The following is a 15,381-nucleotide window of genomic DNA, read 5'->3' on the forward strand; positions in this document are numbered from 1 at the left end:
TTCTACTCCACAACAATATTGCCTATAGTGCCGCGATAATAGGTATGAGGGTCATACATAGCTTCGCTGTAAATAGCAGGAGTTGCGAATATGCCTTTATTAACCGCTTTGATTTTATACTGATACGTCATTTTTTGATCAGAAATAGTACCGAAAATCATCACTCTATCATCACGATTATTTATATATATCGGTTTCCATATCATCGTTTCAGGATTACGTTCTAATATATTTACATTGTTGTTATTCGGTAAAAGCTCGAAGCCTGACGGTAATAAATCAAGTATCACCATATTGCTTAAGGTTTTATTGCTACCTGAACGCATGGTGATTTCCACCGTAATATTATCACCTAATTTTACTTTGCTGACTTCTTTATTAGTTTCATCGAGATATTTTTTGGTTATCTCTATACCTTGAACTATTTCTTTATTTTCTTTTAAAACTTTGTCATAGCCTGAAGTTAGAAGCTGATAGAAAAAGCCGTTGCTTTAGGAAGTTAAGTCTATATCCTTATTTTCTACCGACAGCTCAGCAATCATCACTTTATCGCCTTTTAAAGTAACTTCTTTACCTGTAGAAGTTACCTTAATATTAGCCTCATCTACATTACTTATCTTATCAGCATATGCAAGGCTTGCCATAATGGCGTAGCTTGCGGATAGACTATTATAGTTATCCTTAGCAAAAAGAGCGATATCCTGTACAATTTTTGGGTCAAAGTTTTTTAACCTTTCCGGAAAATGTATAGAAATTAAGTATAAATACTGACTATATTTTATTAGAGGATTATAATACTGATAGTCTGTTTTTGATATAGGTTTATTTAGAGTAAATCTATCTAATAATTTATCCGCTTCTTCATTCATTTGCAGCATTTTATAGCTAGAGGCTAAATAAACGCTAGTTAAATCATCCTGCCATGTATTTTTATGGTACTCGTCTAAATATTTTAAAATATTTGCAATATAGCTTGTAGTAATAACGCTATTTTTTGTCAGGATATAAACCGCATATGCTTTTTCTCTTGCTTCATTTAAAGAGCTGATTGATCTATTCGCCATATTCTCTAAGTAGTAAATACCTTGATTAAAAATATCACTTGGAACGGCTAAATATCTAGTTGCTCCCTCGCTTAAGAAATGCATAGCATAAACGGAAATAAATGGATCGGAATCGTCATTAAAATTGTTCCAATATCTAAATCCACCGTCATAATTTTGATGCTCCGATAAAGTTTGGAATATTTTCGATAATGATTCATCCATTTTTTTACGATCAGTTTTAAGAATCTGAACTAGCTCTTGTTCATTATATAATAAAACATTAGCAAAATTTTGGCTTATTAGTTGCTCAGTGCAACCATAAGGATAATTATCTAGGAAATCTTTAAAGCCGGAAATAATAGCTAGCGGTGATTTAGAAGCGGAAATTTGCAGCTTAGCAAATTCAGGATATAAATCTCGCAAGATTTTTAAATTAGCTTTGTTGTCTGTAATAAAGCCTGTATCGACTGTTGTAACGCTCGGACTAGCAGGGCGAACGCTCGTAGTACTAGTTAATTCTGAGCTATGCACTACTGCCATAGATATTATACCCGGCTTTAGGTGATTTATAGAAGCCACAACCTTTAAATCTGCTGAACCGAGTTTATCAGTCGCTTTTAATTTAACATTAATAGTAGCTTCCTTATTTTCGTCTATCGGTATCTCTTTAGGATAATCTAATATTTTAAGTCCTTCACTTGTTTCAATATTTAGAAAAACCTGAGCATTTCCTGAATCTTTTAGGTTATTAAATATTGTTACTGGTACTGTAAATTCATCATTCGGAGCTACAAATAAAGGTAAATTTGGATTGATAATAAGATCGGATTGGACTAATAAATCAGCTTTGGAAGTTCCTATAGAGTCAAGGCTTGAGGCTACCCCTATAACTCTTAAAGTGCCGTTAAAATAGCTCGGTATGTCAAATGTGACTTCTCTCTCATCAAGATCTGCTTCTAAAATTCCTGACCAAAATGCTACTGGAGGCTGGCTTTTTCTTTTAAATGGATTAAGGTTTCGAGCGACATTTATAAAACCGTCTCCGGCAGGAGCCGCCATATAAGCTTTCATTAATAAAGGACGCTCAGGTAATATTAAATCCATGATTTGTGATGTTCGGACTTCCAAGGCTTTATAGTTAATAAAGTAATTAAGCGGGTCGGGAGTCTGATAACCGGCAAATGATAATATCCCTTCATCAACGGCAAATATTATGATTTTACCTGGGGTTGCAGTGTGATAATTAATTGTTAATTTTTCGCCTGATTTAATTTTTTCAGGAAGCGTTAATTCAATATCTTGTTTATGTTTATAAATGCCAGCAGTAAACGGTACTACTGCATAGCTAAACGGTGACATAAAGATTTCTGTAGCTTCTATGTCTCTTATAAATTGTACATTTACATATCCTTTACCCTCAAAACCGTCAGGGATTTTTATTTCTTGAATACTATTATTTTCGTCAGCTTTAAACCATGCAAAATTATGTACTTTATCTGTTTCGATAGTAATTAATCCATAACCTGTATAAGGAGTTATAACATTTAAAAGAATGTTATCGCCGGCTTTATAATCATCTTTATCAAGTTTAACTTTTAAATTTGCTTTGTCTGTTAAATTAGCTGTAACATTTCCTTCACCTATTACCGAAAATTCAGCTTGAGCAAAGATTGTATATTCTTTATCAGTTAAGTAAATAACGTAATCGCCTGCTTCTTTAGTAGGCACGTTATAAATATAACTTTCATTTGCCGTGATATTAACCTTGGCGGAAATATATTAGTTTCAATAGGTACTGAACTGTAAGAATAATTACCGTTACTATCTGCTACTAAGTTATTTACATAATTAATCTTTTTTAAGTTAAGAGTTAAATTAGGTGTAGCTACTTTTTCTGCTTTATTTGATATGGCTATGAATTCTATTGCTGAAGTAGTTTTTTTCTTAATATATTTTAGATCGCTATCGCTTCTAAATCCTATAATATAAGGCAGAGGTGAAACTATAAGCGATTTGCTTGCGTTTACGCTTCTTCCTGAGTCAGGCTCAAATCCTTCTGCTGAAAATGTTAGATTAAAAGTAGCGTTATAATATTTTTCAAGGTTAAGATCAAAATTTGCCGTACCTGTAGAGTCGGTAGTAATATCTCCTAAACGTTCGTTAAAAAACTCTTTATTTCCTTTGCTACTATAAAATTTATATTCTTTAAAGCTAGGTACGAAAAACTCGGTGGGTCTAATATCAATAAAGCCGCTGACTTTTCTATTTGCTGCAGGAGTGCCGTAAAGATTTATAAGATTAACATTTGCTTTAAGATCTTTTGGATTCGTCCATAGCTCATCTTGTGAGTTATTGAAGTTTATGTTTATTTTCATGCGATCAGGCTGAAAATCACCAACCCTGACAGATACGCTATTAAGATAGTTATTTGTGCCTTTATCTCCTACTAAATATAAGCTTATATTATATAAGCCGGTTAAGGAATCATCAAGGGTTGAGAATAAATATTCGCCGAATCTTTCTGCATCTAGAGCTATTTTACTTTTATCTATTACTTTTCCTCTAGGGTTAGTTACTTGTATTTCTAAAGGTAAGCCGTCAAATTTTCCTTGCCAATCGGTTTGTTTGAGCATAATACCTATATGGCCTTGCTCGCTTGGTCTATAGATGCCACGATCGGAAAATAAATAAGCTTTTAACCCTTGATCGGAACTAACGGCTCCTGCTACATCAAACCGAGAATAATTAACTTGCCTATCAATTCTACTATACAGCATAAACGAAAAATCATCCTTAGTAGTTAATATATAAGCCACTGGAGTTTTTTCTTTTGTAAAATCATTTATATTTGATAAAACGGCATGTCCTTTACTATCGGTTTTACTGCTTACTAACACCTCACCGTTAAGTCCTATAATATCTGCTTTAACGCCACCGGCCGGTTTACCGTTACTGATATAAGAAACAAATATATGATGTGTTCCGCTTTTATCGGTTTTTACTATAAAACCAAGATCGGTAACTAAAATTAATCTTTTATCTTGAGATATAATGTTATTATTATTGTTTTTAGCATAAACTTTTGCTAGAAATAATCCCTTAGAATAGCTGCCTGCTTCTTCTAAATTAAAATATTTGCTGAAATCTAAATCGGTATAATTAGGTAAATTTAAATTGGGGGAATTAACTATTACTTCCTCTTGAAATACCTCGGAAATATTATACTCATTAAAATTATATTCATTTATGAAAGTCGGATTTTGGAAAATATTATATCTATTTGTTTGGCTGATTAAATGATTAACTTCTTGCTGATTAATCTTATCGATTTCTACATATAATTTATCTATGCCAAGTGAATATACGGGAAGCTTTCTTTCGCCGGCTAATAAAAGAATAGAACCGTCAGACATTAGCTTAACTTCTTTAGGATTATCGGGTATTTGTACTATTTGAGAGTAATCGGAGCCAAGTGTTAAATTATCTGATGTTTTAACACCTTTATTGACTTTAATAAGCAAAGTTCTTGAGGCAAGGGTATCTACTTTAAGGCTATGCATAGTAGTAATGCTTGGGACGGAAGGTAAAAGCTCAAAATTTATTTTTTCACTCGATTTAAGAATATCATCGGTTATTTCTTTCGAGCTTTGCCATTTATAGTTTTTTTTGCCTGCAACTCCTAAGAAAGCCGGCTTATCCTGCGGTAATAAAAATAACTCTAAATGTTTTTTTATTTCCTCACCCGAAACCGGTGTATTTGTAGTAATTATAATTATCTGTTCCGGTTTTAGCTTATCATCTTTAACAATTGTAGCAGTACTATTAGTGATTTTTAAATATGAGGATAGACTTGGAATTAATACATTTTCTTTATAAGAATATCTTATATTATTCGGCGTCTTATTATTTTGATCTTCTACATTTTTATATGTAAAAATTTCTCCGCCATATAGAGGTTTAACACCGTCTTTTATAATTACGGAAACAGTATCTTCTTTATCTGTAAGCGGCGGAATATTAGTAATAATCGTAGCTTCCGTATTATCAGTGTTGAATTTGATAGAAAACGGTAATTTTTCTTTGGTTGAAGATTTTATAAACTCTATTCTTTCCTCTAAAGTTTTAGGCTCTATAGGGTAGTTAAAGGCTATTTTAGTTTGAACGAATTTTTTGGAAATATCGATATTATCCTGTAGATAATTCATTTCTTTAATAACAGGAAATAGAGGTAAAGTTGTAAAACTTATATTATTACTTTTTAGACTGATAAAATGAGGAAATATATAATCTTCGATAGTAATCTTATAAGTTTGATGAGCTGCAAAATTGCTTTCTGGAGTAAAATTTATGTTATACCACCAGCCAAATCGCCATTCTCCTTTAATATCAGGCGAAATAGATATGTAATCATTCATTCTTTTTCCGTTAAGCCCTAGCTCTCTTTGCGGCTTTGTACACCATTCTTTAATTCTAGAGTCGCAAAGGTCAATATTTAACGAATTTTGCCCTACTAACAGATTTTCGTTAGTTAACTTAAAATATAAAGGTATTTTTTCGCTAAAGCTTGCAGCAATTAGTTGTAAATTTATTAAACATAAGAAAATAGCAAATACAAATTTGCGAAAAATATTTTTCATATCTATAGCTTATTATTTATGATAACTTCGATTATATATAAATAAAATTAAGTAAAGCAATGAATAAGGATATTTTTTTTCAATATTTAACAAAATTTTTTTTGTTATTTGGACAAGAATATTGTTATGAGATTATTATAATACTCGGATTTACTATATTTAGAAGGCAACTATTTGCACAAGCTATTTGTGTATTACTTTTCACTACAATTTTAAATATATTATTAAAATATACATTTGAAATACCTTTAAATCCTGCTCTAAATATTAAAGGTTTTGCTTTTCCTAGCGGTCATATGAGCAGCAGCGTAGTATTTTACGGTTGGTTTTTTGCAAATATTAGACACTCCTTATTAAGGATAATAGTAGTAGTGATTTTAACCGGTATGGGTTCGCTGATTTATAAGGGCTATCATTATCCGGTTGATATTATTGCCTCTATAACAATTGGAATAATGGTTATTGCTGTTATATATTTTAACCAAAGAAGAGATTATTCAAAAATACCCTTATATATTTGGAGCGTTTTTATGGCTATTAACCGTACCGATGGTAGCTTATCTTACAATTATTGAGGTGAATTGTCTTGCTTGGGTATGGACGGTATTTTGGGGATTACTCGGTTTTACTATTTCTTGGTGGCTGTTTTATAAATATTTTGATCTTCCTCAATCAAAATTAAATCGTTTTATTAATTTAGCTATAATTGTCGCTTCAGTAGCTTTGATTGAATATATTAATTATTTATTCAAACAATATTTGGGCTATAAATTTTATTTAACTTGGTTTTTAGTAGGTCTTAGTTTTCCATTATCGTTGAGATTATGCCATATTCACATAAGATCAACGCATTAGTATATGAAGTAGGTTAAGTTGCACTTCATTTCTTTATTTATCGTATAAAGCAAAAATTCCTATTGACTTTTATATAAAACAGTATAAATTTCTTTACAATTTAATTTTTTATCAAAGAATTTATGCTCGGTCATGTAAAAGAACAAAGAAATTTAACAAGAGAACAAAAGCAAGCGGTAGGTCTTCTTTCAATAGGTACGTTTCTAGAATATGTAGATTTTATGTTATATATTCATATGGGGGTATTTTTGAACGAAATATTTTTTGCTCCAACTCATAGTCCTTATTCTGCCGCTCTTTTAGGAGCTTTTTCTTTTTCTGCTCCCTTTATTGTTCGTCCAATCGGGGCATTTATTTTTGGTTGGTTAGGAGATCGTATAGGGCGAAAATCAACGGTTATTATTACTACTTCAATAATGACGATTTCTTGTCTAATGATTGCTAATCTTCCAACTTATGCTCAAATTGGTATTACTGCTTCAATAATTGTAATAATATGTCGTATTCTCCAAGGTATGTCTTCAATCGGTGAAGTAATAGAAGTAGAACTTTATTTTACCGAAACTATAAAACCTCCAAAAAGTTATCAAGTAGTAGGCTTAATTGGAGTCTTTTCAGTACTTGGAGGAACTGCTGCTTTAGGACTTGCATCTTTAGTTACTTCTTATGGATTTAATTGGAGATTAGCCTTTTGGATTGGAGCCGGTATTGCTTTAATAGGAATGGCAGCAAGAACTACTTTGCGTGAAACCCCTGAATTTGTAAATGCAAAACGACGCTTAGAAAATATATTTAATAAAGTAGATGAAGACCCAAATGTTCTTTTAAAGAACCCTATATATAATGAAAACGTGAATAAATTAACATCATTATTTTTACTATTCATAGATTGTATGTGGCCGTTATGTTTTTATGTAGCTTATATTTACTGCGGTGATATTCTTAAGAATTCTTTCAATTATAGTATCGAGGAAGTAATCAATCAAAATTTTTATTTATCTTTTGCTGAAGTAGGAAGTTTAATTATAATAAGTTACTTAAGTTATAGAATACATCCTTTAAAGATACTTAAAACACTAAATACTATATTTTTTGTTTTTGCTTTAGTTTGTTCCTATTTAATTTATAAAGCAGCTACTCCTTTTGATTTATTATTGATTCAAAGGGCTATTATTTCTTTCGGTACTAGCCGTATGATAGGAGTTCCAATCTTTTTTAAGCATTTTCCTATATTCAAACGTTATATTAGTGTGAGTCTGATTCACGCATTATCACGTGCATTTGTTTATGTTATTACTTCATTTGGCTTAATATATTTAGATATCGAGCATTGGGGACTCATTATTGTAATGGTTTTAGCCAGTATAGGCTTCGCACTAGGGGTGAATCATTTTGAAAAGTTAGAGAGGAATAAGTCTGTAAGTCTGAATTCTGATAAGAGCTTTGATGAATTTGAGAAGACTGTAGGTTTGACTTAAGAGAACTTATTTGAAGACAATATTGTGTCAATTTTGCTTCAACTTCAAATAATTCTAAATAAGTAGCTAAAATTATGAAGTTTTTTAAAGTGTCCACAAGAATTTTTATTTGTTTCTCAGGTGATTTAGCTCCTAATGTTTGTATATTATGGATTCTATCAAATAATTTTATGAGAGCTGTATCATATCTTTTTTGCTGAATTAATAAATTGAGGCTTTCTTCTGCACTAATTTTTCCGTAAGGTTTGATTCTAGTTAAACCCTCTACGTGGTTTGCTACTTCTAGCCCAAAAATTGTAGTTATGACTTCTTCGGTAAGTTCTGTATCTTCAATAGTATCATGAAGTAGAGCAGCATTTATCATGTTAGAAGTATAAAGTTTAGGAGCTTCTTCAGCTACAAATACCGTAAGCATAATTGCCACCTCAATCGGATGCGAATAATAAGGATCGCCGGATTGACGCATTTGCGAACCGTGATATTTACGTGCATAGTAGATACCTTTTTTAATTTCTTTAAGGTCTACAGTTTTTTTTACGTTAGTGTTTAAATATTCAAGTTTATCAAGTAGTTTCTTAGCATAAACGCAAACTTCAAACTTTTCTTTCCAAGAGCTTATATCTTCCATAAAAAGTTACTTTTTATTAGACTTATTGCATAACTTGTTTCTAAAGGTAATTTGTACGTCAATCCTAGCCCCTCATCCTCACGTACTATCAATGTATGCTGCGGTCCTGTGCTTCGTGTTTTCTTCAAATTCCTCTTTATTAACTACGTTATGCAATAAGTCTATTGTTATTAATAATAGTTGATTACAATTACAGTAAAAATTGAAAAATTGCAATAACAAAATAATTTTTTAACTTTAAAAATTGTCCAGTACTGTACATAGTGATGCTGCTACTCAATTAAAAGCATTTAATCATTGGAAATGGAACCACCAGCTGTAACTAAAAAAGTTACAGTTTATTAAATTATATTACTTTTTATTTAGATTACATTTCAGAATATTTAATTTATGTATTAACTTATATAAATATCTTATTATTTTTTTTAAAATAAATACTCATCTAGCTTAGCTTCCTAGTAAAGTATCAAGTCAGAATAAATTACTATTTTTGTTGTTGTAGAGGTCAAGATTTAATCTTACAGGCACTATAAAAATTATATCTGAAGGTCTGCATAGGATTTTTACCATAACAATATTTCCCAGAATGAGGTCTTTCATTATTATAATGTTCTAACCAAATATCAAGGTCAAGTTGTAGATCATCAAGATCAGTATAAATCTTTTTACGCATAGCCATATCAAATAATTCTTGCTTCATAGTTTTATTAAATGTGAGATTAAATCTCAACTATTGTAACTTAATTAATTTGTGTTACATCATACCCTACACTTATTAATCCGGCTAAAATAAGCTCCTCATCATTATTAGTAATTGCATCATAAATTAAATCAGGGCTTAGTTTATTATCTAAGGCAGTTTGTAGCAATTTCGGATGATTCAAAAGCGATTTCTCGTATATTATTTCCTCTACCTTATTTATTACAGTGTCGCGATTTGTTCCGCTTTGTTGTTCTTCATATTTCTTTTCTGCTATTGCTTTATTTTCTTCATATAATTTATTTTCCTTATGTAAAGATTCTTTTGTAATTTTTATTGCAGCTTTATATTTTTTTATAGCTTCACTATACTCTCCTTGATTGTATAACTCATTACCTTCTACATTTAAGCTTTCTGCTTTTTTTCCTGCTATAGTTCTATTTCTTTGTAAATAACTCTCTATAAGCTTTTCTTCTTCAGCTCCTATTTTGTTGCTTCTAAGGTCAAGGTACGTCAAAGAGTTATTGGATTTTAGAGCCTCAGCAAGTAACTTTGCTTCTTCAGCTCCTATGTAGTTCCAAGAAAGGTTAAGGTTAGTCAGAGACTTATTAGATTTTAGAGTCTCAGCAAATAACTTCGCTCCTTCATCTCTTATGCTATTGCCTTCAAGGTAAAGATGCGTCAAAGAGTTATTGGATTTTAGAGCCTCAGCAAGTAAATTCACTCCTTCAGTTACTATGTCGTTGTTTCCAAGGTTAAGGTACGTCAAAGAGTTATTAGATTTTAGAGCCTCAGCAAGTAAATTCACTCCTTCATCTTCTATGTAGTGCCAAGAAAGGTCAAGCGTAGTTCCTCCATTTCTTAAACTTTCGGCTTGTTCATTTAATCTTCTTTTCTCTAGAAATTCTATTAATTCTTTCATATTTTTATCCTTATTAAATTCTATAAATTTTAATTTTTTGTTAAAAATGAGCTTATAGACAGAATCATAATAAAGAGCTTTAAGAAAGCAATAGAAATTTAACTAAAAGTACGAATAAATAAATTGAGATTGGTTTTAAGTATTTTATTGATATGTAGGAGACTAAAGGAAATAATAAGAGATATTAATTAATAGTAATAACTACAATTGGTAATTTAATGTATTAGTTAATTATTTTAAATAATTAGTTTCTACATTTGAAGTAACGGTAGCCTCATTAGCAATTGAGGCTGTATCTGCTTTGCTTAAGAACAAAGACCGCTCTATTTGCCGACGTTTCACTAAACCTTGCAGCTTAACACCGCCTTTAGCTTTTACCCATCTAAGCATTTCACCGGCAGCGTTTAGGTATTCGCCTCTATTAAGTTTTTGCCGCAAGGTTGATGCTTGAAATGCACCAGCTCCACAGTTAAAAATGAATGAAATTAAGGCGGCTTGTTGCTTAATTAAATTATTAATATTTCTTTTTAATTTACTATTTAGAAGAAAGAGAAAAGTTGCTTAGTTTAGAGATTTGGTGAAAGACAATTAATAAAAATTAGTTTTACCGAACCTTTCATTAAACGGCAAAAAGCTTGACTTTATCCTGCGTCCGCCGTTTGATATTTTTGTAGAAATACCGAAAAATGAAGAATGGCGCACCCGAGAGGAGTCGAACCCCTAACCTTATGATCCGTAGTCATATACTCTATCCAATTGAGCTACGGGTGCTAAGCTTGAAGTACTTATTTCTAAGCCTTATTTCTTGTTGCTAATATACGAAGAAGCATATATAAAAGCATAGCATTTGTCAAGAAACATAGAGTGTTCTGATGTTTCTCTGAATAATAAAATATAAAAAATTACAATTAATAGTTGAATTATCATATTATATATTGTATATAGAGGTTCATAAATTAATATGACTGTACAAGCAGACAATATATCGGAAGCCGCTAAAAAAAATTTAGAGGTAATTAATTCTTTAAATGTTGAGGAAAAATGGCAGAAAAGTAATGTAATAAATTGTAAGTCGGGAGAAACTTTATTAGAAGAAACGGAAAAATATAACTCTCCTAAGTTAAGGCGTTTGACTCATTGTAGTTGTTTTGCTTATGCTGCTAATGCAGCCTTGGGGCTTCCGAATAAGTCTCTACTTCCTCATCCTGAAAGCGATAAAGAATTTATACCTACTTTATCAAATAAGCAAGCTGAGTGGCTTGAAACAGACGGAATAAAGAACGGATGGAATTTTGTTAAAGCAGGAAATCGTGATGATAATTTTATTCAAGCACAAAAATTTGCTAATCAAGGATATTTTGTTGTATCCGTATATAAAAATGCTAACCCAAAAAGAGCAGGGCATATTGCCGTTGTAGTACCAAGTAGTAAGGATATAGAGAAAATAAAAAATGAAGGACCGGACACGGCTCAAGCCGGTAATATTAATTTTTCCTGTAGCTCTTTGAAAAAGGGTTTTAGGAATAAAAAAGATGCCTTTAAAAACAACGAAATAAAATTTTATTATTATAAAATATAACAGATATCAGTAAGGTAACTGGATCGTTTTTATTCTATATCATTCCCGTTTTTGGGCGTTGTTGCATTGATACCGAATCGTCATTGCAAGCGGGCATTGTTGCGTGGACCGGTAAAACCCACTGTGTCACCCCGTGGCTTGCTAACTAGGTCCATAAAAAACAATAAAAAATCCTAATAATTTTAGGATTTTAACTGGATCCCGTGGTCAAGCCACGGGATGACATCCCAAAGCCTTGGATTCCCGCCTACTCGGGAAGGTATTGTTGCGTAGATACCAAAACCGTCATTGCGAGGAGCGAAGCGACGTGGCAATCCAGAAAAAGATTAAAAAAATTCTGTAAATCAGAATTTTTAACTGGATTGCTTCGTCAATTACTACGTAATTTCCTTGCAATAACGGAAAAGCAGGTCCACGCAACAAGGCCACGCGGGAATGACATAGAGCCGGTTTTTTGAGCCATGCAACAATGTCGGTCAAGATACGAGATGACACCTCTCTTAAGTTGACACTCATGTGTCTTCGCAGGGATAACATCTAGGGCTTTTCAAAAACTGTCCGGTTATATGATAGCATAGGCGAGCCTTACAAAGTTTGAGTCAATATCTTATCAGTTGAAAAAAATTATCTTTCATGCTGTTTTGAACTATCTTTAGAGGTATTGGGTGTTTGATTTGGAGTTTTGAAATTCCTAGCAGGTTTAGGTGGTGCCTTAGACGGTGTATTTAAAGCTTGTCTTACGTGTTTTGCTTTCTCTTGCGTTTGTACTGAAGTAGGTGCTTGAATTTGATTACTCCTAGCTGCCTTAACCGGTGTATTTAAAGCTTGTTTTACGAGTTTTGTTTTTTCTTGCTTTATTTGTACCGGAGTAGGTGTTTGAAGTGAGCTTTTATAGCTTTTGATATCATCTATAACTTTATAGTTAGGATATTCCATTGTTAAGATCTTTTCTACTTTTTTAGCTTGATATTCTTCCTGGCTTTGTCCGGTAATTGTTGTATAAATTTTTTCCAAAGGTGAAAGTTCAGCTTTCTTATGTATACCATGCAAGACAATAGCCATTCTGTTTTCATGGTGTTTTAAAGATGGGGTATCTAATTTGGATAAAAAATTTTCAAATTGCTTAATTTGAGTATCACTAATGGAAGTATTGAGTTGTTTTAAATCCTCAAATATTTTCTTATTAAGTATTAGTCTGTCATTTAACTCTTTAAGCTTATTATTTACTGCTTTGGTAAAGTTTTCTATATTTTGGGGTATTAGTTTATTTTTGTCTAAAGTTGTTACTTCATAAGGTATATCCGAGCTAGTTTTAAGAGTAATTGGGGGATGGCCAAATGCTTTTTTTATTTCCGGTCCGATAATCTTTACTACTAGCTGATCTTTAAGGCTATTATTTCCATTTATAACTATATCTTCATATAACTTGTCGGGTATCTCTATATTTTTATATATATTGTTAACTAAGTTTTTTTTTCTCGCCCATATTCATTTGAGCGTCTTGACCGTTTATTAATTCACTAAAAGGTACAGCTTCATTTATAACTTCTTGTTTAAAACGATTTTTTATTAGATTATTTATTTTTTCATTAGAAGTAAAAGCCTCTCGAAATTCAGTAGAAAACTTTTCCATTTCTTGTTTAAGTTCTGCAAAATTATTAGATGAAGCTCCTCTATCTTGTGCGTCATTGATTTTTTCGGTTATTGCAAGTATTGTTGCCGGAACATTTATAACGTTATTTTTTACCACTTCTTTTTTCCCGTCTATTTCTACGGTAGAAGTTTCATTAGGATCAGCTTCAAATGTTCCTTTAAAATCTTCATTATTGATATCTATAGGTTTTTTATCTGCTATTATTTGATTTTTTAATTGCCCTAGAACATAACCTTCTATATCACGTATATCGTTTCTTGCACCATTAATAATTTCTTTAATCTGCTTCTCAGTAATAGGTGATTTAGTTGGTTGGTTGTCTTTCGACATAATAATGCCCCTAACTTATTTACTAATTCTATTAAATTATTATTCAACTATTTAACGCTGTTAACAAGTTAATTTAAATTAAACTAAGTTAAATATTATTAAGTTACTACTTAAAAAGCACGTGAGAATATTTTAGAGAGAGGTGTTTGGGAGGGAGTAGATATTATTGTGTGGATCGGTAAAATCCACTGTGTTACCTAGTTCGCTTGACCTATAGTAACCGGACAGTTTTTGAAAAGACCTCCATGTCATCCCCGCGAAAGCGGGGATCTAGTACTGCCTATCCCCGTCATTGCGAGGAGGCATTTATGCCGACGAAGTAATCTCAAGAGAGATTGCCACGTCGCTACACTCCTTGCAATGACGATTAGATATCCACGCAATAATGCCTCTTTGCAATGACAAGTATAAATATTTTTTTTGGATGCCCGCTTTTGCGGGAATGACATGGAATAGAAATTGTCCGGTACTATGGGCTTGACCACGGGGTCTAGTTAAAAATACTAATGTTGTTAGTATTTTTAGTTATTTTACTGGATCCCGTGGCGGGCCCACGGTATGACAGAGTAGCTTTTTTAGTTATTAGCTATTTTAGAGATTTATGCGACAGCTCCTATCCATGGAATTACTGTTTCCATGCTATCGCTACCGACTAGATCCATTTCGCCGTAGCTTGGTAAGTTATCATAAACAAAATGTCCAACACCTGCTGTTACATTTACTATACCAGCTACATCGTGATATGCACACTCTGCTGCTTTCATCACTGTGCAAGCTGCATTCTTCACAGTTTCTGCTGCATTTTCCGGTGAAGCTACAACTGCTGCTGTGACAAAGGTTGCCATAACAGCTGTAGGATAGTGATAAATAGCACTTGCAGCTGTACCTACTACAGTTTTTACAACTTCAGGCATAACTATACCAAAGGCATGTCCGGTCATTACTTCAGCGGCAAATTCTTTGTAAGCACAAAGTTCGAGAACACCTTGAATAGCTGTTTTAGCAGCGTAAGTAGCAGTTAAAGTAGCATAAGCTCCACAGCTTGCAGCAGCCGTTGTTGCGTCTGCAAAATGTTTTGTAGCACTTGCAAAGTAGTTAAATGTTGCGTCAGAAACTTTTATTCCTGCATATGTAGTCGAATTATTTACTACTTTGTTTACTACTTCTGATGGTATATTATTAGAATCTGTATTTTTTGAAAAAAATTTAAACATAATTTATCTCCTTTAAAAATTTTGATTAAATCTAATACTTAGTTAAGAAAGTAATAATTAATTAATATATTCCGACTAAATATTATAATGCGTTATTGATAGTTTCTTTTTTGTCTTAGGTGCATTATACACTAATAGCCTGGCACATGTCAAGAGGAATTATTAATAAATTACTAAAAAAATTAATAATTCCTTATTTAGTTAAAAATACATTGATGATTTTTCTGTGAAAAGGTCCTGGTGTTATACGGATCTATGTCATTCCTAGCTAAAAGCGGGAAAGTGTTGTTGTGTGGATCAATTTTATCTCTGTCGTCCCGTGGCTTGACCGGGCTTGC

Annotated in this window: 8 protein-coding genes, 1 tRNA gene and 5 pseudogenes; 4 read left to right on the forward strand and 10 right to left on the reverse strand. The window is 32.1% G+C overall.

All coding sequences use genetic code 11. The features are described from left to right. Positions 1–2: 2 nt before the first annotated feature. Positions 3–5,683: pseudogene (locus tag ACE38Q_RS02995) on the reverse strand (alpha-2-macroglobulin family protein). Between the two features lie 59 nt (positions 5,684–5,742). On the opposite strand from ACE38Q_RS02995, the gene ACE38Q_RS03000 reads away from it, so the two are divergent. The 3 genes and pseudogenes from ACE38Q_RS03000 to ACE38Q_RS03010 all read left to right on the forward strand — a co-directional run. Then, positions 5,743–6,258: a phosphatase PAP2 family protein gene (locus ACE38Q_RS03000; RefSeq protein WP_500190048.1), complete on the forward strand. Its 516-nt coding sequence runs from the start codon at positions 5,743–5,745 to the stop codon at positions 6,256–6,258. Between the two features lies 1 nt (position 6,259). After that, complete coding sequence (locus tag ACE38Q_RS03005; protein ID WP_500190049.1) at positions 6,260–6,538, forward strand: hypothetical protein; 279 nt, start codon at positions 6,260–6,262, stop codon at positions 6,536–6,538. Between the two features lie 122 nt (positions 6,539–6,660). Then, positions 6,661–7,737, forward strand: a pseudogene (locus ACE38Q_RS03010) (MFS transporter); the annotation flags it as partial. A gap of 142 nt (positions 7,738–7,879) precedes the next feature. On the opposite strand, the gene ACE38Q_RS03015 reads toward ACE38Q_RS03010, so the two are convergent. The 6 genes and pseudogenes from ACE38Q_RS03015 to ACE38Q_RS03040 form a co-directional block, all read right to left on the reverse strand. Continuing rightward, on the reverse strand, positions 7,880–8,644 hold the full coding sequence (locus ACE38Q_RS03015) for an HD domain-containing protein (RefSeq protein ID WP_500190050.1): 765 nt from the start codon (positions 8,642–8,644) through the stop codon (positions 7,880–7,882). A 20-nt stretch (positions 8,645–8,664) separates the two neighbouring features. Beyond that, positions 8,665–8,815 (reverse strand): annotated as a pseudogene (locus tag ACE38Q_RS03020) (palindromic element RPE1 domain-containing protein); the annotation flags it as partial. 370 nt (positions 8,816–9,185) lie between these two features. Beyond that, a pseudogene (locus ACE38Q_RS03025) lies at positions 9,186–9,356 on the reverse strand (integrase core domain-containing protein); the annotation flags it as partial. Positions 9,357–9,384: 28 nt separating this feature from the next. After that, entirely contained in the window at positions 9,385–10,266 is an 882-nt protein-coding gene (locus tag ACE38Q_RS03030) for a tetratricopeptide repeat protein (protein WP_500190051.1), read from the reverse strand. A 318-nt stretch (positions 10,267–10,584) separates the two neighbouring features. After that, positions 10,585–10,785, reverse strand: a pseudogene (locus ACE38Q_RS03035) (lysozyme); the annotation flags it as partial. Between the two features lie 175 nt (positions 10,786–10,960). Then, positions 10,961–11,037 (reverse strand) — tRNA-Arg (locus tag ACE38Q_RS03040). 190 nt (positions 11,038–11,227) lie between these two features. Here ACE38Q_RS03040 and ACE38Q_RS03045 point away from each other — a divergent pair. Continuing rightward, positions 11,228–11,845 carry a hypothetical protein gene (locus ACE38Q_RS03045; RefSeq protein ID WP_500190052.1) on the forward strand — a complete coding sequence of 206 codons (618 nt, stop codon included), beginning with the start codon at positions 11,228–11,230 and terminating at the stop codon, positions 11,843–11,845. 624 nt (positions 11,846–12,469) lie between these two features. Here the strand turns inward: ACE38Q_RS03045 and ACE38Q_RS03050 are convergent. From ACE38Q_RS03050 to ACE38Q_RS03060, 3 genes are all read right to left on the reverse strand, one after another. Next, entirely contained in the window at positions 12,470–12,907 is a 438-nt protein-coding gene (locus ACE38Q_RS03050) for a hypothetical protein (protein ID WP_500190053.1), read from the reverse strand. Between the two features lie 397 nt (positions 12,908–13,304). Then, the gene (locus ACE38Q_RS03055) at positions 13,305–13,829 is read right to left on the reverse strand and encodes a hypothetical protein (protein WP_500190054.1); all 525 of its coding nucleotides are present in this window, start codon (positions 13,827–13,829) and stop codon (positions 13,305–13,307) included. A gap of 599 nt (positions 13,830–14,428) precedes the next feature. Then, positions 14,429–15,043, reverse strand: coding sequence for a hypothetical protein (locus tag ACE38Q_RS03060; protein ID WP_500190055.1), 615 nt, complete (start codon positions 15,041–15,043; stop codon positions 14,429–14,431). Positions 15,044–15,381 lie beyond the last annotated feature (338 nt).

The sequence above is a fragment of the Rickettsia endosymbiont of Thecocarcelia acutangulata genome (assembly GCF_964263195.1).
Classification (GTDB): Bacteria; Pseudomonadota; Alphaproteobacteria; order Rickettsiales; family Rickettsiaceae; genus Rickettsia; species Rickettsia felis.